The sequence below is a fragment of the Umezawaea endophytica genome (genome assembly GCF_025061645.1).
GTDB classification, from domain to species: Bacteria; Actinomycetota; Actinomycetes; order Mycobacteriales; family Pseudonocardiaceae; genus Umezawaea; species Umezawaea endophytica.
The window spans coordinates 33,611-57,055 of the sequence record NZ_JANYMP010000013.1; the positions used below are offsets into that span (position 1 = coordinate 33,611).

General features: G+C 72.0%; 20 protein-coding genes. 9 read left to right on the forward strand and 11 right to left on the reverse strand.

What is annotated here, in order from left to right:
• Window positions 1–63: 63 nt before the first annotated feature.
• Window positions 64–1,053: a LacI family DNA-binding transcriptional regulator gene (locus NZH93_RS25730; RefSeq protein ID WP_259625959.1), complete on the reverse strand. Its 990-nt coding sequence runs from the start codon at window positions 1,051–1,053 to the stop codon at window positions 64–66.
• 181 nt (window positions 1,054–1,234) lie between these two features.
• Here NZH93_RS25730 and NZH93_RS25735 point away from each other — a divergent pair, with 181 nt between their 5' ends.
• A complete protein-coding gene (locus NZH93_RS25735) occupies window positions 1,235–2,752 on the forward strand; it encodes an MDR family MFS transporter (RefSeq protein ID WP_259625767.1) in 1,518 nt (505 codons plus the stop codon).
• 80 nt (window positions 2,753–2,832) lie between these two features.
• On the opposite strand, the gene NZH93_RS25740 is transcribed toward NZH93_RS25735, so the two are convergent.
• Complete coding sequence (locus NZH93_RS25740) at window positions 2,833–3,579, reverse strand: MHYT domain-containing protein (protein WP_259625768.1); 747 nt, start codon at window positions 3,577–3,579, stop codon at window positions 2,833–2,835.
• A gap of 774 nt (window positions 3,580–4,353) precedes the next feature.
• Between NZH93_RS25740 and NZH93_RS25745 the strand changes: the two genes are divergently transcribed.
• Complete coding sequence (locus tag NZH93_RS25745; RefSeq protein WP_259625769.1) at window positions 4,354–5,334, forward strand: TerC family protein; 981 nt, start codon at window positions 4,354–4,356, stop codon at window positions 5,332–5,334.
• Between the two features lie 104 nt (window positions 5,335–5,438).
• On the opposite strand, the gene NZH93_RS25750 is transcribed toward NZH93_RS25745, so the two are convergent.
• Entirely contained in the window at window positions 5,439–6,389 is a 951-nt protein-coding gene (locus tag NZH93_RS25750; RefSeq protein WP_259625770.1) for a DUF6923 family protein, read from the reverse strand.
• A gap of 178 nt (window positions 6,390–6,567) precedes the next feature.
• On the opposite strand from NZH93_RS25750, the gene NZH93_RS25755 reads away from it, so the two are divergent.
• Entirely contained in the window at window positions 6,568–7,428 is an 861-nt protein-coding gene (locus NZH93_RS25755) for a helix-turn-helix transcriptional regulator (protein WP_259625771.1), read from the forward strand.
• On the opposite strand, the gene NZH93_RS25760 is transcribed toward NZH93_RS25755, so the two are convergent.
• Window positions 7,429–8,904: a carboxylesterase/lipase family protein gene (locus NZH93_RS25760; RefSeq protein ID WP_259625772.1), complete on the reverse strand. Its 1,476-nt coding sequence runs from the start codon at window positions 8,902–8,904 to the stop codon at window positions 7,429–7,431.
• On the reverse strand, window positions 8,901–10,274 hold the full coding sequence (locus NZH93_RS25765; RefSeq protein ID WP_259625773.1) for an FAD-binding oxidoreductase: 1,374 nt from the start codon (window positions 10,272–10,274) through the stop codon (window positions 8,901–8,903). The genes NZH93_RS25760 and NZH93_RS25765 overlap by 4 nt, the downstream gene beginning before the upstream one ends.
• Window positions 10,275–10,399: 125 nt before the next feature.
• On the opposite strand from NZH93_RS25765, the gene NZH93_RS25770 reads away from it, so the two are divergent.
• Window positions 10,400–12,145 (forward strand): helix-turn-helix domain-containing protein, encoded by a 1,746-nt coding sequence (locus NZH93_RS25770; RefSeq protein WP_259625774.1) that lies wholly within the window; start codon window positions 10,400–10,402, stop codon window positions 12,143–12,145.
• Window position 12,146: 1 nt separating this feature from the next.
• Here the strand turns inward: NZH93_RS25770 and NZH93_RS25775 are convergent, their stop codons facing one another.
• The 3 genes from NZH93_RS25775 to NZH93_RS25785 are packed head-to-tail and all read right to left on the reverse strand — an operon-like array spanning window position 12,147 to window position 16,401.
• Entirely contained in the window at window positions 12,147–12,893 is a 747-nt protein-coding gene (locus NZH93_RS25775) for a DUF427 domain-containing protein (protein WP_259625775.1), read from the reverse strand.
• A gap of 13 nt (window positions 12,894–12,906) precedes the next feature.
• Entirely contained in the window at window positions 12,907–13,830 is a 924-nt protein-coding gene (locus NZH93_RS25780; RefSeq protein WP_259625776.1) for a GlxA family transcriptional regulator, read from the reverse strand.
• Window positions 13,831–13,887: 57 nt separating this feature from the next.
• Window positions 13,888–16,401 carry an ABC transporter substrate-binding protein gene (locus NZH93_RS25785; RefSeq protein WP_259625777.1) on the reverse strand — a complete coding sequence of 838 codons (2,514 nt, stop codon included), beginning with the start codon at window positions 16,399–16,401 and terminating at the stop codon, window positions 13,888–13,890.
• 178 nt (window positions 16,402–16,579) lie between these two features.
• Between NZH93_RS25785 and NZH93_RS25790 the strand changes: the two genes are divergently transcribed.
• Window positions 16,580–17,227 carry an HAD-IA family hydrolase gene (locus NZH93_RS25790; protein ID WP_259625778.1) on the forward strand — a complete coding sequence of 216 codons (648 nt, stop codon included), beginning with the start codon at window positions 16,580–16,582 and terminating at the stop codon, window positions 17,225–17,227.
• Between the two features lie 179 nt (window positions 17,228–17,406).
• Here the strand turns inward: NZH93_RS25790 and NZH93_RS50000 are convergent, their stop codons facing one another.
• Entirely contained in the window at window positions 17,407–17,733 is a 327-nt protein-coding gene (locus NZH93_RS50000; RefSeq protein ID WP_276024144.1) for a ClpX C4-type zinc finger protein, read from the reverse strand.
• Between the two features lie 86 nt (window positions 17,734–17,819).
• On the opposite strand from NZH93_RS50000, the gene NZH93_RS25800 reads away from it, so the two are divergent.
• From NZH93_RS25800 to NZH93_RS25810, 3 genes are all read left to right on the forward strand, one after another.
• The gene (locus tag NZH93_RS25800) at window positions 17,820–18,695 is read left to right on the forward strand and encodes an RNA polymerase sigma-70 factor (protein ID WP_259625779.1); all 876 of its coding nucleotides are present in this window, start codon (window positions 17,820–17,822) and stop codon (window positions 18,693–18,695) included.
• A gap of 69 nt (window positions 18,696–18,764) precedes the next feature.
• Window positions 18,765–19,514 (forward strand): SDR family oxidoreductase, encoded by a 750-nt coding sequence (locus NZH93_RS25805; RefSeq protein ID WP_259625780.1) that lies wholly within the window; start codon window positions 18,765–18,767, stop codon window positions 19,512–19,514.
• A gap of 115 nt (window positions 19,515–19,629) precedes the next feature.
• Window positions 19,630–20,664, forward strand: a complete 1,035-nt coding sequence (locus NZH93_RS25810; protein ID WP_259625781.1) for an LLM class flavin-dependent oxidoreductase — start codon at window positions 19,630–19,632, stop codon at window positions 20,662–20,664.
• Here NZH93_RS25810 and NZH93_RS25815 read toward each other — a convergent pair.
• Window positions 20,661–21,281, reverse strand: coding sequence for a TetR/AcrR family transcriptional regulator (locus tag NZH93_RS25815; RefSeq protein WP_259625782.1), 621 nt, complete (start codon window positions 21,279–21,281; stop codon window positions 20,661–20,663). The genes NZH93_RS25810 and NZH93_RS25815 overlap by 4 nt on opposite strands.
• A 61-nt stretch (window positions 21,282–21,342) precedes the next feature.
• Between NZH93_RS25815 and NZH93_RS25820 the strand changes: the two genes are divergently transcribed.
• The gene (locus NZH93_RS25820; protein WP_259625783.1) at window positions 21,343–22,836 is read left to right on the forward strand and encodes an FAD-dependent monooxygenase; all 1,494 of its coding nucleotides are present in this window, start codon (window positions 21,343–21,345) and stop codon (window positions 22,834–22,836) included.
• On the opposite strand, the gene NZH93_RS25825 is transcribed toward NZH93_RS25820, so the two are convergent.
• Entirely contained in the window at window positions 22,833–23,387 is a 555-nt protein-coding gene (locus tag NZH93_RS25825) for a TetR/AcrR family transcriptional regulator (protein ID WP_259625784.1), read from the reverse strand. The two genes, NZH93_RS25820 and NZH93_RS25825, sit on opposite strands and share 4 nt — an antisense overlap.
• Between the last annotated feature and the right edge of the window lie 58 nt (window positions 23,388–23,445).

Here is a 23,445-nt window from a genome sequence, read left to right on the forward strand (position 1 = left end):
AACTCGACGGACACCTTGCCCGAGAAGGGGTTCCGTCTTAGATGGATGGCGGGATGAGCGTTCTCAACGTTGTCCAGGACTCGCGACGCTGTCGCGCACCACCAGCTCCGGCGCGATCGTGTGCCGCGTGGACGTCGACGAGCCGGACTCGATCTGCCCGAGCAGCATCCCCAGCGTCGTCCTGGCCACGGCCTCGAAGTCCGGCCGGATCGTGGTCAGCGGCGGGATGAAGTACGCCGCCTCGGGCACGTCGTCGAACCCGACGACGCTCACGTCCTCCGGCACCCGCCTGCCGCGCTCGCTCATCGCGCGCAGGATGCCCAGCGCCAGGTGGTCGTTCGCCGCGAACACGGCCGTCACGTCGGGCATCCGCGCGAGCATCTGCCCGGCCCGGTACCCCGACGCCGCCGTCCAGTCGGCCGCCATGACCGGGGGGATCTCCGCGCCCGCCTCGGTCAGCGCGGCCCGCCACCCCTCGATGCGGCCGATCGCGTCGAACCAGTCCGACGGCCCCGACACGTGCCACACCGTCGAGTGCCCGGCGTCCAGCAGGAACTTCGTCGCGTCACGGGCGCCCGCCGCCTGGTCCACCGTGACCAGCGCGGCGGGTCGCGCGGGATCGCCGTCGATCGTGACCAGCGGCACGTCGGCGGGCAGGTGGTCGAGGGCCTCGTTCGCCGACGCCACCGGCGCTATGACCACGATCCCGGCCACCCGCTGGTCCAGGTGCTGCTCCACCGCGCGGCCGATCGAGTGCCGGTCCAGCACGCTGACGTTGCCCACGCTCACGGTGAACCCGGCCTCGGCGGCGGCGTTCTCGAACGCGACCAGCAGGGACGCGGGACCGTAGAGCGTCGAGTTCTGCGCCACCACGCCCAACACCTGCGACCGGCCCGTGACCAGGGCTTTCGCCGCCCGGTTAGGCCGGTAGCCCAGCTCGGAGATCGCCGCCCGCACCCGGTTGCGCGTCTGCTCGCGCACGTTCGGATGCCCGTTGAGCACCCGCGACACGGTCTGGTGCGACACGCCCGCCAGGCGTGCCACGTCCGTCATCGCAGGCTCCCGCGTCACCTTGTCCACCGGCACATGTTATCGATCACATCGCCGAACTGCGGTAATGACGTCCGTTCGGCGGGATCCGGAGTCGTTCCGCCGGACGCGGAATGGCACGAGGCGGGGCCGGTGTTGGTCTTGGAGGGGACCTCCGGCCCGCTGACGTTGGGAGCACACTCGCATGACGGCACCGCTCACCAGGAAGCAACTGGGGCTCCGGTCGGATCGAGGTCCCGTCCTGCTGGCGGTGATGCTGACCACCGGGCTGGTCGCGCTGGACACCACGATCATCGCGACCGCCGTGCCGTCCATCGTGGAGGACGTCGGCGGGTTCTCGCAGTTCCCGTGGCTGTTCTCGATCTACCTGCTCACCCAGGCCGTGACGGTGCCGCTGTACGGCAAGTTCGCCGACATCCTGGGCCGCAAGCCGGTGATGTTCTTCGGCATCGGCGTGTTCCTGCTCGGCTCGGTGCTGTCCGGCGCGGCGTGGAGCATGCCGGTGCTGATCGCGGCGCGCGCCATCCAGGGCATCGGCGCGGGCGCCGTGCAGCCGATGAGCATCACGATGCTCGGCGACCTCTACAGCGTGGAGGAGCGGGCGAAGGTCCAGGGCTACGTGACCAGCGTGTGGGCCGTGGCGTCGCTGATCGGGCCCGCGCTGGGCGGCGTGTTCTCCGACTACCTGTCGTGGCGGTGGATCTTCTTCGTCAACGTGCCGCTCGGCGCGGTCGCCGTGGTCTTCCTCGCCCTCCGGTTCAAGGAGGAGGTGGTCAAGAAGGAGCACAAGGTCGACTACCTCGGCGCGACGCTGCTCACGATCGGGCTGCCGCTGGTGCTGCTCGGGCTGCTCGAAGGCGGCGTGGCCTGGGCGTGGGCGTCGTGGCAGAGCCTGCTGGTGTTCGGCGCGGGCGGCGCGGTGCTGGTGGTGTTCGTGCTGGTGGAACGCCGGGTCGCCGAACCGGTGCTGCCGCTGTGGGTGTTCGGCCACCGCACGCTGAACGGCGGCAACCTGACGGCGCTGATCGTGGGCGCGCTGCTCATGGGGCTCACTTCGTACCTGCCCACGTTCGTCGAGGGCGTGCTCGGCACGGGCGCGCTGGTCGCGGGCTTCGCGCTGGCAGCGCTGACGTTCGGCTGGCCCATCTCGGCGGCGATGGCCGGGCGGGTCTACCTGCGGATCGGGTTCCGCGACACGTCGCTGATCGGCAGCGCCTTCGTGATCGCGGGAGCGGTGATGATCACGTTCCTGTCCGAGGGGTCGGCCGTGTGGGAGGCCGCGGCGGGGTCGTTCGTGATGGGCGTCGGGCTCGGGCTGGTCTCCAGCCCCACGGTGATCGCCGTCCAGTCGACCGTGGGCTGGGACCGCCGGGGCGTGGTCACCGCGACGCACATCTTCAGCCGCTCCGTGGGCAGCGCCGTGGGGGTCGCCGTGTTCGGCGCCATCGCCAACTCGACCCTGGCCAACCGGTTCGCCCAGCCGCCCGCCGACATCGCGGACGAACTGCCGCCGAGCGTGGACGCCACGACCATCGTGCTGGGCGGCCACGCCGACCCGACGTCACCCGTCGTGACGTTCGTGCGGAGTGCTTTGGCCGACGCCACGCACAACGTGTTCCTGGCACTCCTGGTGATCGCCGCGTGCAGCGCGCTGACCGTTCTGCTCATGCCGCGCCGGACCGAGGAAATCACCTTCGTCTGACATTCTTTCCCGCGCCGCCCGAATGCGCCATCAACAAGTCCTATGGCAATTCGGAAACGGCGTGGGGGAACAACCGGAATTCAGCGGAGGCCGTCCGCGGGCTCACCGAGCGGGTCGTTCTCGGAAGTGAACAACGTCCACAGCAGCACTGCGACGACAAGACCGCCGAGGAGGAAGACCGGGAACACGAGGTCGAACACGTCGGTGCCGACCGGCGTGGGGATCGTCATGTCGGGCTCCACGTTCACGGCGGCCATGCCGGTGAAGTGCATGCCGGTCACGGCGACACCCATGACGAGCCCCGCGGCGACGCGGGCGAGGGTCGTCTTGACGACCAGGGTGAACCAGAAAGCGGCGGTCGCGGCGGCGACCGCGATGACGCACGACAGCACCACCAGTCCCGTGTCGTAGGACAGCTCGCCCTGGAACCGGATCGCCGACATGCCCATGTAGTGCATGCCCGCGACGCCGAGACCCGCCAGCACCCCGGCGCCCACGAGGCGGACCGGGGTGACCCGCAGGAGGGTCACGATGGACAGGCCAACGCCGACGACACCCACCGCGATCAGCGCGGACAGGGCCGTGAGCGGCGCGGAGTACTTGACGGTGCCGCTGGTGACCTCGAAGCCGAGCATGGCGATGAAGTGCATCAGCCAGATGGCCACGCCGCCGATGGCGAACGCGCCGAAGATCGTCCAGAGCACCTTGGACCTGCGCCCGTCCTCGTTCCTGGCCCTCGACATGCACGACAGGCCGATCAACGACCCGATCACCGAGATGGCGTACGCCAGCAGCGGGGTCCAGAGACCCGACGAGAAATGCTGCATCGAATCGTGGTTCACAAGCACACCGGTCCTTGGTTGGGATGCGGACTGCCGCCACCGTCTGCGCGCGAGGCACGGGAGGCACACGTCCGGTGATATCGGCAGCAGGCCCCAATTCGTAACCCGATATCCGACGATCCACCAGCGCCGCTGAGGCGCCGTAATCCATTCGAGATAATGGGCCAAATTTCGGCTACATACGGTAGCCACGGAGGCACCTAGCGACGATTGCCGACGTCGGAACCGATCCACCTAACACCCCCTAGAACCACTCTGAGTAGTCGTGGTCGAACCTCCAATTCGTGACGCTGTTTCCGACGCATACTCATCTTTTACCCGATGTCGACAAGCCGGAGAGTGTTCGACCGATCACCTTGCGCGAATGGGTGACAATCGAATCCGGTTGAATTCCGATTTGCATTCACCTTTTCCGCGACCCCTCACCCCGGTGGCGGAAACCCCAAGTCAGAGCCCGGTTGACGTGAACACCCGGTCTCGGAAAACCGAGCGGTCCACCCCGGAGCGATTTCACCGGGCGGAGTCGGGCGAGTTCTGCCAGGGTCGGTGGACGATCAGAGTGACACCGCCCGCCCCGTGTAGCGCTCAGGACAGGACATAAGGGACACTGTCCCAGTTCGCGGAGGGGAGTACTCCCAGCGCGGCGGTGCCGTCAGCACGGAGTTGCCCTTGGCTCCCGGTTCCGCCGGTCGGCGTCAGCCGGCGGAGGAGACCTCCGGTCACAGGCGCGCACGCCGAGAGCCGGAGGGTTAATTCCCCATGTCTGTACCACTGTGGTTGTGGCTCGCGACGGTCTTCGGCCTGTTGGGCCTGCTCGTCGTGGACCTCGTGCTCGTGGCGCGCAGGCCGCACGAGGTGTCGTTCGGCGAAGCCGGGCGCTGGGTCACGTTCTACGTCAGCCTCGCGGTCCTGTTCGGCCTGGGCATCTGGTACTTCTCGGGCGGTGTCTACGCCGGTGAGTTCTTCGCCGGGTACATCACCGAGTACTCGCTCAGCATCGACAACCTGTTCATCTTCCTGATCATCATGAACACCTTCAAGGTGCCCAAGGTGCACCAGGGCAAGGTGCTGCTCGTCGGCATCCTGATCGCGCTGGTGATGCGCGGCATCTTCATCGCGGTCGGCGCGGCGGTCATCGCGCAGTTCAGTTGGGTCTTCTACCTCTTCGGCGCGTTCCTGATCTACACCGGCTACAAGCTGGCCAGGACGAAGCACGACGAGGAGGAGGAGTACAAGGAGAACGCGCTGCTGAGGTTCGTCCGCAGGGTGTACCCGGTGGCGGACCGCTACCACGACGCCAGGTCGTTCATCAAGATCGACGGCAAGCGCTTCGTGACCCCGATGTTCATCGTCATGCTCGCGATCGGCACGACCGACCTGCTGTTCGCGCTCGACTCGATCCCGGCAATCTTCGGCCTCACCAAGGAGCCGTTCCTGGTGTTCACGGCCAACGCGTTCGCCCTGATGGGCCTGCGGCAGCTCTACTTCCTGCTCGGCGGCCTGCTGAACAAGCTGGTGTACCTGTCGATCGGCCTCTCGCTGATCCTCGCGTTCATCGGCGTGAAACTGGTCCTGGAAGCGCTGCACACCAACTCGCTGCCGTTCCTCAACGGCGGTGAGCCCCTCGATGTGCCGACGATCGGCATCGAGGTGTCGCTCCCGGTGATCATCGGCGTCCTGGTGATCACCACGGTCGCCAGCCTGATGAAGTCCAAGCGCGACGAGGCCGCGGCCAAGTAGCCCCGTTCCACGACGTCGGGTCGGCGCTCACGAGCTGACCACCCGCGACGCGGAACGCCTGCTGGGGTGGGACACCGCCTGACGACGGTGTCCCACCCCGCACCTCAGCAGCTCAGGCGCGCGACGAGCAGGTTGGGGTCGACGCCGGTGAAGTAGGCCGCGTTGGCGACGTACACGGTGTTGCCCCGCCGGGCCAGCGACGTCGGGTTCTGGAGGCCGTCCGCGCCGGTCAGGACCACCGTGTGCGAGCCGTCCGGCCGGACCAGGAGCACCTCGTTCGCCGCGATCCCCGCGACCAGCAGGGTGTCGTCCCGGCCGGTGAACTCGATGTCGTCGATCAACCCGAGACCGGTGGCGACGACGCGCGCCGGTCCGGCCGACCCGTCCCGCCGGATCGGGAGGCGGACGACGGACCCGGTGTCGGTGTTCGTCGTCCACACAGCGCCGTTGTGCACGGCGAGGCCGTTGGCGCCCGCCAGGGAGCTCTGCGCCAGTTCCGGCGCGGTGCTCCACGCCACCGCGGGGCCGCCGCGCACCGACGCCCGCCAGATCGTGCCCAGCACCGAGTCGGCGGCGTAGAGGAAGCCGCCGTGCAGGTGCAGGCCGTTGGCGACACCGGTGGGCGGCAGCGCGACGACGCGCTGCGGGGTCCCACCGGGCCGGAGCCGCCAGAGGCCGGTCAGCTCGGCGGTCCCGGTGGAGTAGGCGAAGTACAGCGTGCCGTCGTGGTCGCGCTCGATCCCGCCGACGATCGGTTCGCCGCCGAACGCCGGGGTCTTCGACCCCGGTGGCGGTGCCGGGACGGTGGCCAGGACTCGGACGTCACCGCGCGGCGAGATCCGGGCGATCTGGCGGCTGTAGGCGAAGGTGACGTCCGCGGAGCCGTCCGGCTCCAGGGTGAGGTTCTCCACCTGCTGGCGGGCGGCCAGGTCAAGGTGCGCCACGACGCGCGGCGCGGACAGCGTGGCACCGGTGGCCGACGCCTGGAGGGGTGCCACGAGTACCGCCGACAGGGCCAGCACCGTGGCGAGTGCTGTTGAGCCGGTCTTGGACATGGTTCTCCACCTTCTGCTTCCGGGGAATCGCGGCGAAGTCGTCGCCGCCGCACCGAAAACTAAGCGGATCGCCCAGGCGCCAGAAGGGTGCGGCGCACCCAGGCTGAGCGGGAATAGCACCCTGACGGGGTGTGGCTCACCCGGGACAACCCGTGCGCGGCGGGGTTATGTTCGCCTGGTGAGAGCGAACAACCACCTCGGCGAGTTCCTGCGGGCCAGGCGGACGCAACTGACGCCGCGGTCCGTCGGGTTGCCCGTCGACGGCAGGCGGCGCGTTCCGGGGCTGCGGCGCGAGGAGGTCGCCGACCTCGCGGGCCTGAGCACCGACTACTACACGCGGCTGGAGCAGGGCCGGGAGCGCCACCCGTCGCGCTCGGTGCTCGACGCGCTGGCCAGGGCGCTGCTGTTCGACGAGGAGGCGCTGCGCTACCTCCGCTCCGTGGCCGACCACTCGCCCCGGAGGCGGCGGAAGCACGCCGAGCGCCCGCGGGTCGACCCGGAACTGCTGGCGCTGCTGGAACTCTGGACCTCGACGCCCGCGATCGTGCTGGACAGCTTGACGAACGTGGTCGGCGCGAACCAGTTGGGGCGCGCCGTGTACGAGGGCCACGAGCACGGCGATTGCCTGGCGCGCATGGTGTTCCTCGACGAGGACGCCAGGAGCTTCTACGGCGACTGGACTTCCGTGGCGCACGCGACCGTCGCCTCGCTGCGGGCGGCGGGCGGCGCCGACCCGGACGACCCCGGCCTGATCGCCCTGGTCGGCGAGCTCTCGCTGCGCAGCGACGAGTTCCGCACGATGTGGGGCCAGGCGCGGGTGCACGTCAAGACCCGCGGCTCCACGCTCCTGCGCCACCCGCTGGTGGGTGACCTGCACCTGAACTACGAGTCCCTGACCGTCAACGCCGCGCCGGGCCTGACGATCAAGGTCTTCCACCCGGTGCCGGACACCCGGACCGCCGACGCGCTGGCCCTGCTTGGCAGCCTCACCGCGGGCAGGTCGACCGCGCACGCACCGGAGCGCGCGCCGGTCGAGTAGTCAGCGCACGCCGTTCCAGACCGCGCGCTCCTTGCCGTCGGCCTCCTCGGTGGTCGTCCACTCCGGACCGATCCGGCGGACGGCGGGGCGCTCGGGCGTGTAGCGGGGCCAGCCGGGGTCGCCGTCGCGGGCGAAGCCCACCCACGCGGCGTGGACGCTCGTGGCCAGCGCGGTGGTCTCGGCGTTCGGGGTGACGCCGAGCAGGCCGAAGTCGACCCGGTCCAGCACGTCGAACACGAACGGCAGCTCGATCCCGTGGCACGCCCCGAGCAGGCCGCCGAACGCGGGTGAGCGCCAGGTGAACTCGTACCGCCACGTCCCGGCGGCGTGCGGCGCGTGCGCGTCGGCCACGCGGGCTGTGGGAACGGCGAACATGAAGTCGGTGCCGATCGCGGCCAGCAGCTCACCGGGGGTGTCGCCGCGGCCCGCGCCCCGGTAGGCGTCGACGACCCGCGCCGGCTCCGGGTGCAGGCGGGCGACGGAGAACGCCAGCACCTCGGGCGTGACCTCGGGCAGCGCCGCCCCGAGCCCCACGAGGTAGAGGTTCATCTCGTCGGAGTTGTGGCCCACCAGCACGTCCACGCCCGAGGCGGCCCCCGCCGCGACCGCGTCCACGGGCTGGCCGTGGAACAGGTCGCCGTCCAGCACCGGGCCGATCGGCGACAGCCCCATCAACGGGTCGCGCACCCCGTCCACGGTCAGGTCGGGACGGCCCAGCGCCACGCGGGTGAGCGCGTCGACCAGCGCGGCGTCGTCGGCCTCGGTGACCGGGCCGCCGAGGACCTCCTCGACCGCGCGGGTGGTCACGGCGGCCTGCGCGGGCGTGAGCAGGTGCGATCCGCCACCGCTCTGGCTGATCGCCCGGCGCACCAGCCCCGGCGGTAGGACGGCCAGCAGGTCGCACACGCTGAGCGCCCCGGCCGACTCGCCGAACACCGTCACGGTCGCCGGGTCCCCGCCGAACGCGGAGACGTTGTCCCGCACCCACTCCAGGGCCGCGATCTGGTCGCGCAGGCCGCGGTTCTCCGGGAACCCCGGCACGGAGCCGAACCCGAGCACGCCGAGCCGGTAGTTCACCGTCACCAGCACCACGCCGTCCCGCGCGAACGACGACCCGTCGTACCCGGCCGTGCTCGCCGACCCGCCGGTGAACGAGCCGCCGTGCACGAACACCATCACCGGCAGCCCGGTGGCGGTCGGGTCCGGCGTCCACACGTTCGACGTCAGGTAGTCGTCGCCAGGGATCCAGCCCGGTCCGACGATGCCCTCCAGGTCGACGCCGGGGATCCGGGTGCTGCCCTGCGGAGCCGTCGGACCGAACGTCCGCGCGTCGCGTTCTCCCGACAGGACAACGGGTTCCGGCAGGCCGAACCGCTCGGCGCGCGCGTACGGGATGTCCTTGAACGAGAACACGCCGTCGGCGTGCGTCCCGCGCAGGGTGGCGTCGCCGAGGCGCACCAGTGGTTCCGTGGTCATTCGTTCTCCTGTCCGAACACCTTGCCGGGGTTGAGGACGTGGTGCGGGTCGAGCGCGTCGCGCACGGCGCGGTGCAGCGCGAGCACGGCGGGGTCGAGTTCCCGGCGCAGCCCGTCGCGCTTGAGCAGGCCGACGCCGTGCTCACCGGTGACCGTGCCGCCGAGTTCGAGCGCCTCGGCGATGATGTCGGCGAACGCCGCCTGCGCGCGGGCCCGTCCGTCCTCGTCACCGGGCCTGGTCAGCAGCAACGGGTGCAGGTTGCCGTCGCCCGCGTGGGCGATGTTGGCGATCGTCGTGTCGTGCCGCTCGCCGATGGCCTGGACGCGGCCCAGCATCTCGGCGACCCGGCCGACGGGGACGCAGATGTCCTCGGTCAGCACCGGCCCGAGCCGTTCCAGCGCCGGGTAGGCGAGGCGGCGGGCGTCGAACAGCGCGTCGGCCTCCGCCTGGTTGGTGGACCGGGCGCTCCAGGTCGCGCCCGCCGCCTCGAAGCACGCCACCATCGCGTCCGCCTCGGCGTCCCCGGCCGCGCCGGGCGCGTCGGTGCGGCCCAACAGCACCGTGTCCGCGTCGGCGGACAGGCCCATGTTCTTCCACTCGTCCACGGCGGCGAGGCACTGCCGGTCGACCAGTTCCAGCGCGGACGGCGTGAGCCCGGCGGCGGCGATCCGCTCCACGGCGAGACCGGCGGCCACGACGGACGAGAAGTACCCCGCGACGGTGTGCTCGGGTTCCCGGCGCGGTCGCAGCCGCACGGTGACCTCGGTGATGACGCCGAGCGTGCCCTCCGAGCCGACCAGCAGCGACGTGAGGTCGTAGCCCGCGACGCCCTTTGCCGTGCGGCGGCCGAGCCGGACCAGCTCCCCGGTGCCCGTCACGACCTGGAGCCCCAGCACGTAGTCGCCGGTCACGCCGTACTTCACGCAGCACACGCCGCCCGCGTTGGTGGCGACGTTGCCGCCGATGGTCGACCACGGCGAGCTGGCCGGGTCCGGCGGGTACCAGAGGCCCTGCTCGGCGCAGGCCGCGCGCAGGTCGTCGTTGACCACACCGGGTTCGACGACGGCGAGCTTCTCCAGCGGGTCGATCTCCCTGATGGCCCTCATCCCGTCCAGTGCGATGACCGCGCACCCGGCGGTCGCGTTGGCTCCGCCGGACAGCCCGGTGCCCGCGCCGCGCGTGACGACCGGGATCCCGCGCTCGACGCAGTACCGCACGACGACCTGGACCTCTTCGGCCGTGCGGGGCCTGACCACCACGGCGGGCAGCTCCCACGGCGCCCACTCGGCCTCGTCGTGGCTGTAGGACCGCAGCACGTCCGGATCGCTCAGCACCCGACCGGGCGGGAGCAGTGCGCTCAACCCGTCCATCCCGCCCACCTCCGTTGGTGTCCTCTTCCCGACGCTAATCGCGGAACCGATCACCGGCAATGTGCGGACTCTCCACCAGGCACCCGATACAGTGGAGCTTCCCTCCATCCGGTGAAGGAGTCGCGGTGACCTCGTGGCTGGACCTGCTCCTCGACGACGCGTCGCCCGACGCGCTGGCCCGGCACCACGACGAGCTGCGCGCGGCCGGTGGTGGCACGGCCGTCGACCGCGACGCCCACTCCGCGCTGCGGCTGCGCTCCCTGCTGGAGCAGCGGCGGCAGCGCGCGACCGAGCTGTCCGCGCTCAACGACATCGCCCGCCGCCTGTCGACGCTGCACGACCCGGACGACCTGGTCCGGGAGGTCGTCGGCCAGGCGCGGCGGCTGCTCGGCGTCGACCTGACCTACCTCGCGCTGGTCGAGGGCGACCACCTGCGCATCGACGTCGCCGACGGCGCGCTCACCCCGCAGCTCCTCGGCCTGCGCATCCCGTTCGACACCGGCATCGCCGCAGTCGTGGTGGCGCGCGGCGAGCCGGTGTGGACGCCCGACTACCGCACGGACCCGGACATCAGCCACGACGCCGACGCGGACCGGGCGGCGACCGCGGAGAACATGCGCGGCCTGCTCGGCGTGCCGCTCGGCCTGCACGGCCGGGTGCTGGGCGCGCTGCTGGCGTGCAAGCGGCAGGAGCGCAGCTTCAGCGAGGAGGAGATCGCCCTGCTGTCGGCCCTGGCGGCGCACGCGGCCGTGGCGATCGACAACGCCCGGTCGGCGCAGGCGTCGCGGGCGACCGTGGACCGGCTCGAGCGGACCCTGCACTGGGACCGCAGGCTTACCCGCGTCGTGCTGGACGGCGGTGGCGTGGACGACCTGCTCGGCGAGGTCACGGCGTCGTCGAGCGGCGAGGTCGTGTTCGCCTACGCGGGCGAACGGCCCCCGGCGCACGCCGACGTGCTCGGCCCGGTGCTGGCCGCCCTGGACGGTGGGAGCACGGCCACCGTCGTCGACGACCTGCTGGTGCAGCCGGTGATCGCGGGCCGCCGCGTGCTCGGCGCGCTGGTGCTGGCCGGGGCGAGCGCGGACGACCGGCTGCTGCTGGAACGGGCCGCTCCCCCGCTCGCGCTGGTCCTCGTGGGGCAGGAGGCCGTCGAACGAGCCGCCCGGCTGACCCGTGACGCCCACCTGCTGGACCTGCTGTCCCGGCCCGTCGTCGACGCCGCGCGGCAGCTCAGGGGCGCCGGGCTCGACCCGGCGCGGACGTACAGCGTGCTCGTGGCCCGCCCGAGCACCCCCGCCGCCCGGTCCCGCCTCGTCGCGGCGCTGCCGGAGGGGTCGACCGTGGCCACGGAGGGCGGGCGGCTGCTCGCGGCCGTGCCCGTCGCCGACCCCGAGGCGCTGATCGGGGGCTGGGACGACTCGGCCGGGATCACCGCGGGGATCGCGGGCCCCGCCGCCGGGGCGGGCGACCTGGCCCGCTGCCGCCTCCGCGCCGAGCAGGCACTGGAAACGCTGGTGGCGCTCGACCGCACCGGGCAGCTCACCTCGGCCGAAGGCCTCGGCGTCTACCAGGTCCTGCTCAGCGAGCAGGGGCGGCAGAACGTGCGGAGCATGGTCGAGCGCGAACTCGGAGCCGTGCTCGCGGAGGAACGGCACCGCTCGGTACCGCTGGCGCGCACGCTGCACGCGTTCCTGGACCACGGCAGGCGGCCCGCGGCGGCCGCGACCGAACTGGGCGTGCACGTGAACACGCTCTACCAGCGGCTCGCGGTGCTGGACCGGCTGCTCGGCGAGAACTGGCGGGAACCGGACCGGGCGCTGGACCTGCACCTGCTGCTGCGCCTGCACCGGGCGCTGCCGCGCCTCACGTGAGTCAGAAGTGCGTCACCGGGCGGTCCTGCCGCACGCCGTCCAGGACGACGTCGACCTTCTCGTCGTAGAACGCGACCAGTCCCGCGATGGGCAGCACGTCCTTGGCGGGGAACGAGTAGCTCCACGCCAGGTCCGGGTGCACGCCCCTCGGGGTGGTGATCGACCAGTAGTCGGTGGTCGTCCCCTTGTACGGGCACGAGGTCACGGTGTCCGTGCGGGTCAGCACGGAGAAGTCGACGTCGGTCCGGCTCAGGTAGTACCGGGTCGGCAGCCCGGTCTCGAACACCAGCACCGGCGACGACGACTCGGCGACCACCACACCGTCCAGCTCGACCCGCACCGACCGCGACGAGCGCAGCGCGTCCACCCGCGTGTACGGGCTGCGCGGGTGCACGAAGACCTGCTCGTCCTCCTCGAACCACAGGTCCAGCGCGGCCCACTCGAACCGCACCGAGTCGTGGAAGTCCGCGTAGCGCAGGGCGCTCGACGGCCGGTGCATCCCGCCGACCCGCACGCCGTGGACGTGCGCGGCGCCCCGGCTCGTGTCGCGGGCGGCGTGCTCGTCGACCAGGAGGTCAGCCCGGACGTCGGCGCGGGGGAAGTAGAACTGCGGGTAGTACGGGTGCTCCCAGACGTAGAGGGCTCGGGTCGAGTCCACCACGACCTCGTTCGCCAACACCCCCCGAACGCGGCACGGCACGGGCTGGACGTGGTCGACCGGGACGATCGACGCGGGGAAGTGGGGCACGGGCGGGCCTCCGTCAGTTCCGGTGCTGCTCCCGGTACGCGGTCGGGGAGAACCCCAGTCTGCCCGTGAACACCCGGTTCAACGCCTCCTCCCCGCCGAAGCCGCTGCGCACCGCAGCCACGGCCGGGCTGTGACCGGTCCGCAGCAGCTCCTGGGCGCGGTCGAGCCGCACCAGTTCGACGTACCGCGCCGGGGTCGTGCCGATCTCGTCGTGGAACAGCCGCGCGAGCTGACGGGAGCTGACGGCCGCCGTGGCCGCCATCCCGGACACGGTGTGCAGCGCCGCGGGATCGGCCGCGACCGAGTCGAGCACCGCGCGCAGCGGGCTCCCCAGCGGCACGTGGTCCAGCGACTGCACGGAGAACGGGACCCGCGCGCCGGGCCGTTGCAGGAACACGACCATCGCCCGCGCGACCTCGACGGCGAACTCCGAGCCGTGGTCGTCCTCCACCATCGCGAGCGCCAGGTCGATGCCCGAGCTGACGCCCGCCACCGTCACGAAGTCCCCGTCCCGCACGAAGAACTCGTCCGGCCGCACCGACACCCTCGGGTAGCGCTCGGCGAACAGCGCGGCCCGCCGCCAGTGCGTGGTGGCCGCGCGGCCGTCCAGCAGACCGAGTTCGGCGAGCAGGAACGAGCCCGTGCACACCGACGTGACGCGGTCCGCCGCCACGGCCAGCAGGCCCGCGGCGTCCAGGAGCACGGGGTCCAGGCGCACGTCGTGCGCACCGGGGACGAGCACCGTGCCGCCCGGTTCGGCGTCGCGCGCGGCGGAGTCGACGGGCACCGCGAAGCCGTTGGCCGTGCGCACGTCCGCGCCGTCGGCCGACACCACCTGGAGCACGTAGTCCGCGCCGAAGTGGTTGGCGTGGCCGAAGACGTCCTCCGGTGCCGTGACGTCGATCGTCGTCACGCCCTCGAACGCCAGTATCGTCACCAGCACTCCCCCATCGTGGCAGGACTTCCACCGCTGGTGTGGACCATTTCCGCGCGTTCAGCCGAACACGGTTACGTACGTGAGCACCACCCCGAGCAGGTAGAGCGGGTAGCCGACGCGCGCCGCCGTGGTCAGCCTCCGCTCGGCCGCCGCGCGCCGGGTCGACACCAGCCGCTTGCGCAGCATCGCGATCAGCACGCAGGTCGCGGCCAGTAGGATGAACGCGTAGTACCCCCATTCGAGCGCGACTGTGTAGCTGACCGACGGGAGCTGCGAGGTGACGTTGTTGAGCAGCACCGCTGTGCTCAGGATGGCCGTGACGCCCATCGACACCGGGGCGCCGCCGTCGGAGGCGGAGAAGAACAGCGACAGGTACGTCACGCAGATCAGCAGCACCAGCGGCAGCAGGTTCTTGACCAGGAACGGCACCGTGTCGCGCACGATCTCGACCTCCCCCGCGTACTGGCTGTAGTAGATCCCGGCCCCGGCGCCCGCGCTGTCGCCGAGCGCGTCGCTGCTGCCGACCGTGCGCTGGAAGAACCGCACCGAGTCCGCCACCCAGTTGGGGATCTCGTTGATGTCGGCGTTCGCGTCGGCGCCGCTGCGCAGGTAGGCGCTCGGCGGCTGGTCCAGGATCTCCTTGTCCGTCACGTAGACGACCTGGTCGGCGGTGCGGCCCCGGTTCTGCAGCAGCACGACGAGCCGCTGGTGGTCGAACGGGAACCCGCGGAACTCGAACCCGCTCTTGAAGCGCTCCCCCACCCGGTAGAGCCGGTAGGTGGCCCCGTCCTCGGTCACGTCGCGCAGCGGCTGCCCGAGCTTGAGGTCGGGCTTGACGGCGTTGACGAACTGCACGTCCGACGCCACGTGGTCGCCGGTGTACTTGAGCCACAGGAAGAAGTCGACGAAGTACGTGCCGTCCCTGGTGTCCAGGTCGCGCACCTCGTTGAGGTTGATGCCCGTCGCGACGACCTGGCGGCGGACCAGGTACCGGTCGCCGATCGCGATGACGGTCCCGGCGGCCAGGCCTTCGCGCAGCGCCTCGTCCGACGGCGGCTCGTAGATGGTCAACTGGACCGGCGCGGACACGAACCGGGACCCGTCGCTGGTCACCACGGACACCGACATCCGCGCCGATCCCGTCGGCGAGAAGTACAGCGGGCCGAGCAGCGCCGGGAACGAGTTCTTCCGGTCCTTCAACGCGGCCCACCCGTCGCGCACCCGCAGCCGGTCCGCGGCCCGCTGGTCCGGCGCGAAGCTCAGCCCCCGGCCGGTCATGACGTGCAGGCCGACGTTGAGCGCCTGCCGCGCCGTCGCCGCCTGCCACAGCGGCTTCTCCCCGTACCGCAGCTCGTAGTCCTCGGCCCACGTCAGCGCGGGCCCGGACAGCGCGTCGTTCGCCAGCGGCGTGCTGACGTACAGGTCCGAGGTCAGCAGCCCCGGACGGTCCAGCTCGCGCTCGGCCGCGGCCAACGCGTCGTGGAACGCCTGCGTGCCAAGGGAAGCGACGCCCAGCACCGGTGCCGTGATCCCGGCGGTCCGCAGCCGCCGGAGCACGGCGACAGCGCGGTCGACGTCCGTCGCCAGCACGATCGGCGCCACCGGGTCGATCCTCCCGAGGTCCACCGTGGAGCGGTCGATCGGCGTCTCCGCCACGACGTCCCCGAACTGCCGGAAGGACTCGGCGAACGACTCCCGCACGGACCGCCCCGACTCGTCCTCGTCGTAGACCACCTGCGCCTTCGCGGACTTGAGCACGTCGGCGGCGTAGGCGGCCAGGAAGTCCGACTGCGTGCGGTTGCCGAACATGCTGCGGAAGTACCAGTCGCTCCCGTCGGTGACGCGCGACGACCCGGCGGACGGCGTGATCGCCGGGATGCGCGCCCGCAGGTAGATCGGCGCCGCCGCCAGTGCCGTGTCGCTGCTCCCGTGGCCCACCACGTACATCACCCGGTCCTCGCGGACGATCCGCTCGGCGATCTCCTCCGCCTTCGCCACCTCGTCCTCGTCGTCGTAGACGAGCAGCTCCACCGGGTGCCCGTCGACACCGCCCGCCGCGTTCACCACGTCCAGGTGCATCCGCAGCCCGCGCTCCATCGCGACCGAGCCCGGCTTCGCCATCCCCGCCACCAGCGCGACGAACACCGGCTCCCCGCCCTGCCCACCCGACGCCGAGTACGCGCCGACCACCGTCAGCAGCACGGCCACCGCCGCCACCAACGCGGCCCACGCCCCGCGCCGCCGCGGCTTGCCGACGACCTCCGGCCGCGGCGGCTCCACCAGGTCCTCGACCTCGCGCGGCGGCGTGGGCTCGACACCCCCCAACACCTTCCGAGCCCTGCCGGTCGCCGGGTCGGCTTCGATCGCGAACGCCCGGTCCAGGCAGAACACCCGCTCCGCGGGCTCCTCGACCAACTCGGCCAACCACCGCCACGCGGGCTCGTAGCCCACGTCCTTCGCCAACGCCCGCCCCAGCAGCTCACGCGCGCCCGCCGGATCCGTCGCGCGGGCCGCGAGCGCCCGGTGGGTGAGCGCTGCCGGTGTGTCGGGTGTGTCGGGTGTGTCGGGCACGGGTGGGGACCTCCGAAGGTGATCACTGAACGTGACGAAGGCTAGGCAGTCCCCCCGCGCCACGATCGAGGATCCTTCGACCGGGTCACGGCGCACGGTCGAGGCGTTGGACACTCCCGCAGGTCACCGGCGCTGTCCCGTGTTCGACTGGGCTTCCGCTACCCCGAGGAGGTCCTCCGTGCTGGTCGTCGAGTGCGACGCCGTGCTGTTCGACAACGACGGCGTGCTGGTGGACTCCGACGCGGGGGTGTACGCGGCGTGGAGCCGGTGGGCTCGGTCGTTCGGGTTGCCGGTGGACGAGGTGACCGAGGCGGTGCACGGGCGGCGGGCCGTGGACACCGTCGCGCTGCTGGTGCCCGAGGGCGGGCGGGCCGGGGCGTTGGCGGACATCACCCGGTGGGAGGTCGAGGAGGCGGCGGGGACGACGGCGGTGCCGGGGGCGGTGGCGCTGGTGAGGTCGTTGCCGCGCGGGGTCTGGGCGGTGGTGACGTCCGGGGTCACGGCGCTGGCGCGTGCGCGGTTGGAGGCGGCCGGGTTCCCCGAGCCGTCGGTGATGGTGGCGGCGGACGACGTGGTGCACGGCAAGCCCGCGCCGGACGGGTACCTGGCCGCGGCGAAGGCTTTGGGCGTCCGGCCTGACCGCGCGGTCGTGGTGGAGGACAGCGCGGCGGGGATCGCGGCCGGCCGGGCCGCCGGGGTGGCGAAGGTCGTCGGCGTCGGCGAGCGGGCGGTGCGGGCGGGAGCGGACCTGGTGGTGCGAGACCTCACCGGGCTCCGCTGGGCCGCGGGCGAACTGCACGTGGACCGGGCGACCCTGCTCGGCTGACCAGCGCGAGCACGACGACAGCCGCGAGCGCCGCAGGCGTGAGCACCAGGTACGGCACCCCGGCACCCTCGCCGAGCCCGTCAACCCGAGCGCTCGCAAGAGGTGCGCCGGCAAGGAGTGCGGACAGGCGCCGTCACCAAAGGCCGGCAGCGCCTGTCCGCACCGGCCCGGCCGTGCGTTCAGCCGCGGAATCGCTCCCACGCCGACTGCCGGGTCATGCCGAGCGCGTCACCGATCCGCACCCACGTGATCCCGCGCTCCCTCAGCCCCAGCACGCGTTCCCGCAGTCCCGCCTCGACCTGTTCCGACGTGGCCGCGATCCGCGGCAGCCCGGCCAGCAGTTCCTCGTCCCCCATGTCGGCCCACTCCGGCACCCGAGTCTCCGACGGGCCGTCCGAATCCAGGATTGCCACGCACAGGGTCACGCACTCGTCGCAGATGTAGACGCCGGAACCGGAGATCAGCTTCCGCACGTCGTCGGCCGCCTTGTGGCAGAAAGAGCACATCCGAACCTCCCCTGTCAGGTAATGGCTGACACCCTACCCCGTCCGTCAGGTGACGCCTGACAATTGGTCACGATAGCGTTGCCGCCGTGTCCGTCAACCCCCTCGACCTGGCAGCGGCGGAGTTCGACGACCAGCGCTCCCGCCTGTTCGGCATCGCGTACCGGATGCTCGGCAGCGCCGCGGAGGCCGAGGACATCGTCCAGGAGGCCTGGCTGCGCTGGCAGACCGCTGATCGCGGAGCGGTGCGGAGTGTCCCGGCGTTCCTCACCACGATCACGACCCGGCTCGCCATCAACTCCGCCCAGTCCGCCCGCTCGCGGCACGAGACCTACGTCGGCCCGTGGCTGCCCGAACCGGTCGACACCAGCGCCGATCCCGCGCTGGGGGCCGAACGCGGCGAGGCGCTGGAGATGGCGATCCTGCTGCTGCTGGAGAAGCTGACGCCGACCGAGCGGGCGGCGTACGTCCTGCGGGAGGCGTTCGACTACCCGTACGCGCAGATCTCGGACATCACCGGCACGTCCGAGGCGAACGTCCGGCAGCTCGTCAGCCGCGCGCGCAAGCACGTCGCGGACGGGCGGCGCGCGCCGGTCGACCTGTCCGAGCAGCGGCGGCTGCTCGACGCCTTCCTGGTGGCCGCCCGAACGGGTGATCTCGTCGCGCTGGAGGACCTGCTCGCCGCCGACGTCGTCAGCTACTCCGACGGCGGCGGGGCCGTGCGCGCCTCGAAGATCCCGGTGTTCGGCCGCACGCACGTGTCGCGGTTCGTCGCCGCGTTCGCCGAGAAGTTCTGGGCGGACACCGAGATCACCTGGGTAGAGGCCAACGGTCAACCGTCCGTCGTGGTCGCCCGCGACGGCGTCGCGTTCGCCGTCGTCACGGTCACCGCGTCGGCGGAGGGCATCGACCAGGTGCTGTGGGCGATGAACCCGGCGAAGATCGCCGGAATCTCCTCGACCTGACCTGTCACACGGGCGCGGGCCGTCCGGTCATGACTGGTGACCGGACAGCGGCGAACGGAAGAGGTCCTCATGAAGATCGTGGTCATCGGCGGCAGCGGGCTCATCGGCTCGAAGCTCGTGGCGAAGCTCGGCGAGCACGGCCACGAGGCGGTGCCCGCGTCACCCGCCTCGGGCGTCAACACCATCACCGGGGAGGGCGTGGCCGAGGTGCTGGCGGGCGCCGACGTGGTCGTGGACGTGTCGAACTCGCCGTCGTTCGCGGACGCGGACGTGCTGGCGTTCTTCGAGACGGCGACCACCACCCTGCTGACCGCGGCGGCGGACGCGGGGGTCGGCCACTACGTGGCGCTCTCGGTGGTCGGCGCCGACAGCCTGCCGGACAGCGGTTACCTGCGGGCGAAGGTCGCGCAGGAGCAGCTCATCACCAAGTCGGGCCTCCCGTACTCCATCGTGCGGGCGACCCAGTTCTACGAGTTCGCCAAGTCGATCAGCGAAGCGGCCACCGTGGACGGCGTGGTCCACGCGCCGCCCGCGCTGATGCAGCCCATCGCGGCCGAAGACGTGGCCTCGACCGTCGGCCGCGTCGCGGTGGGCGTGCCCGTCAACGGCGTCGTCGAGGTCGGCGGCCCCGAGCTGATCGGCATGGACGACCTCATCCGCGCGAGCCTGACCGCGCGCGGCGACTCGCGCGAGGTCGTCACCGACCCGCACGCCCGCTACTTCGGCACCGAACTGGGCGAGCGCAGCCTGGTCACGGGTGAGGGCGGGCTCAAGGCCGGGACGACCTTCGCCGACTGGCTGGCGGCGCAGGCGGAGTAGGCGTCACGGCGGCGGCCCCGAGCCGGGGCCGCCGCGACGCTCACCACAGTCACGTTGATGCTTCAACCTTCGAGGCGTAGGTTCGTGGTGGACGACCACGAGCGGCGGAGGAAGCATGGAAATCGGGATCTACAGCTTCGCGGATCGGCACCCCGACCCGTTGACCGGCGACCAGGTCTCGGTGTCCCAGGCGTTGAAGAACACCGTCGAGCGGATCAGGCTGGCCGACGAGCTGGGCCTCGGCTTCTACGGGCTCGGCGAGCACCACCTGGACAACTACGCGATCTCCAACCCCGGCACGGTGCTCGCCGCCGCCGCGAGCGTGACCGAGCGGATCACGTTGAGCAGCGCGGTGACCGTGCTGAGCACCGAGGACCCGGTCCGGGTCTACCAGCAGTTCACGACGCTCGACCAGCTCAGCGGCGGGCGCGCGGAACTGCTGGCCGGGCGGGGGTCGTTCACCGAGTCGTTCCCGCTGTTCGGCGCGGACCTCGGCGACTACGACGAGCTGTACGAGGAGAAGCTGGCGCTGCTGCTGCGGATCGACCGCGAGGACCCGATCACGTGGTCCGGCCGGTTCCGCGCGCCGCTGGAGAAGGCGCACATCCTCCCCCGGCCGTACGGCGAGCGGTTGCGCATCTCCGTCGGCACGGGCGGCAACCCGGAGTCCTCGGCCCGCGCGGGCGTGCTCGGGCTGCCGATCGTGTACGCGATCATCGGCGGCGAGCCGGAGCGCTTCGCGCCGCTGGTGGACCTCTACCGCCGGGCGGGCGAAGCGGGTGAGCACGCGCCGGAGGACATGCACGTCACGATGAGCGCCATCGGCCTCGTGGCGAAGAACTCCCAGGACGCGAAGGAGTCGTTCTACCCGTACTGGCTGGAGACGATGAAGTACGGCGCCAAGGCCCGCGGCTGGGCGGTGCCGACGCGCGGCGAGTACGACGAGTACACCCGCGGCGCCCGTGCGCTCTTCGCGGGCAGCCCGGAGGAGGTCGCCGAGCGGATGATCTCCGTCGGACGGCTCGTCGGGGCCGACCGGTACGCGATGCAGATGGACTGGGCGGGCGTGCCGCACGCGACCGTGATGACCGCGATCGAACTGCTCGGCACCGAGGTGCTCCCCCTGGTGCGCGAGGAGCTCGGGAGCTAGCCCCCGAAGCCGCGCACCCCGTTCTCCACCAGGTCGAACGCGCGGTCGATCACGCCGGCCTGGTCCGCGGCGACGGCGGCGGGGTCGTCGCCGTCGATCAACCGCGCGGCCGCCGTGACCACCGCCGTGCGCACGGCGGCCAGCAGGAGCCCGCTCACCAGCGCCGCCCCGACCGGGTCACCGGTCTGCTCGGCGAGCACGGCGGCCACTGCCGACTCCATCTCCTCCACCTGTTCCCGCACGCGGGAGCACAGCGCGGGGCTGCCCACGACCACCCGGCCGAACTCCGCCATCCCCGCCTGCGCGCCGGACAGCGGGTGGCCCTCCGCGAGCAGCCGGTGCGCCAGCGCCCGCACCGCGTCGACCGCGGGCCGCCCCGGAGCGCGGTCGCGGACGGCCGTGACGAGCAGGTCCACCGCCTCGGCGTGGCGGTCGAGGAACATGTCCTCCTTGCGCGGGAAGTAGTTGAAGACGGTCATCTTGGAGAAGCCCGCGGCCTCCGCGATCTCCGCCACCGTGACGCCGTCGAAGCCGTGCTCCAGGAACAGGCCGGTGGCGACGGAGGAGATGCGCTGCCGGGCCTCCTGCTTCTTGCGCTCGCGTAGTCCTGCCTGCATGGCAAAACTGTACCAGCCATAATAGTTGACCGGACATAAACTTTGGTGCAGTCTAGTTCTCATGGACAACAGGGACTACGACGTGCTGGTGGCGGGTGGCGGACCGGTCGGACTGGCGCTCGCCGCGGAACTGCGCCTGGCCGGGGTGTCGGTGGCGGTGCTGGAACGGCTGACCGAACCGAGCGGGCTGATGAAGGCGGGCGGGATCCAGGGCCGCGCCACCCAGATGCTGGCCCGGCGCGGGCTGCGCGCCCGGCTCGACGCGGAGGCGGAGCAGGCAGGGTTCGCCGCGTTCCTCCGGGACCGCGCGGACGGCCGTCCGCCGGAGCAGTTCGCCGGGCACTTCGCCGGGCTGCTCCTGCGCCTCGACCCGGACTTCGACCTGCCGCGGGGCACGCTCGTCAAGCAGCCCGCGCTGGAGCGCCTGCTCGGCGAGTGGGTGCGGGAGCTGGACGTGCCCGTCGCGCGCGGTCACGAGATCACCGGCTTCACCCAGGACGAGGACGGGGTCACCGTGCGCGCCACGACCGCCGACGGCGAGGTGACCCTGCGCGGCGGTTACCTGGTCGGCTGCGACGGCGGCCGGAGCACGGTCCGCAAGCTGGCCGGGTTCGACTTCCCCGGCACCGAACCGGTGGTCGCGGGCTGCCAGGCGGTCGTCACGATGGACCACCCGGAGCGCCTCCCCCTCGGCTGGAACTTCACCGACACCGGCGTGTACGTGCACGGCCCGACACCCGGCCGCGTCGTCACGATGACGTTCGACGGGCCCCCCGCCGACCGGGGCGCCGACCTCACCGCCGCCGAGGTCCAGGAGAGCCTGCGCCACGTCAGCGGCGTGGACGTGACCGTCACCGCCGTGGAGGCGACGAGCCGGTTCACCGACAACAACCGCCAGGCGACCACCTACCGCGCGGGTCGGGTGCTGCTGGCGGGCGACGCCGCGCACGTGCACCCGGCGTTCGGCGGCCAGGGCCTGAACCTCGGCCTGTCGGACGCGGCGAACCTGGGCTGGAAGCTGGCCGCGACCGTGCGGGGGTGGGCGCCAGACGGGCTGCTGGACACCTACACCGCCGAGCGGCACCCGGTGGCCGCGCGGGCGCTGGCGAACACCCGCGCCCAGGTCGCGATCATGCGGCCCGACGCGCAGAGCCGGGCGATGCGAGAGCTGTTCGCCGACCTGCTCCAGGCCCCCGGAGCGACCGAGCGGCTGGTGAACTCCATGCACGGCTTGGACATCCGCTACGGGGCGGACCCGGACGCGCACCCGTTGACCGGTCGCCACGTGCCCGACCTGCCCGGTGTCGAGGACGCCATGCGGCTCCCCCGGCCGGTGCTGTTCGACCTCCGCGACTCGGCCGGGCTGCGCGCCGCCGCGGACGGGTGGACCGACCGGGTCGACGTGCGCGTGCTGACGGGCGCGACCGGACCGGCCGCGCTGCTGGTGCGCCCGGACGGCCACGTCGCCTGGGCAGCCGACGGCGAGGTGGGCGCGGACGACCTGGACGCGCTGCGCCACGCCCTGTCCACGTGGTTCGGCAAGCCCTGGTCCTAGCGGCCGATCAGCGCCGCCGCGGCGGCACGGGCGTGGTCGGCGAGACCGGGGTCGCCGAGGATGCCCGCGCTGACCATCGCCCCCTCGGCGAGCAGGAACAGTTGGGGCGCAAGCGCTTCCGGGAGGTCGGCGGCGGCGACCAGACCCTTCAGGTAGGCCGCGAACGCCTTCTTGTGGTCCTGGGCGGCCCGCGCCACGACCTCGGACGCGGCCCCCAGCTCGCCGTGGCCGTTGACCCACGCGCACCCGCGGAACCCCGGTTCCCGGAACCACGTCCCGAGCCAGTCGAACACGGCGAGGATCCGGTCGCGGGGATCGCCGACCCCCGCCACGTGCGCCGAGAGCGACCCGCGCCAGCGGACGTCCCGCCGCCGCAGGTACGCCTCCACGAGCTGCTCCTTGGCCGGGTACAGGGCGTAGAGGCGTTTGAGCGAGAGCCCGGAGCCCTCGCGGAGGTCGTCCATCCCGACGGCTTGGACGCCGCGCGAGTAGAAGAGCTCCTCGGCCGTGTCGAGCAGCCGGGTGCGCGCGGAGGTGGCGTCGAGGGGCATGGGCCGTCCTTGGGGCTTGCCGGGAGAACGTGCGTTCTCTACGCTACCTGGAGAACGC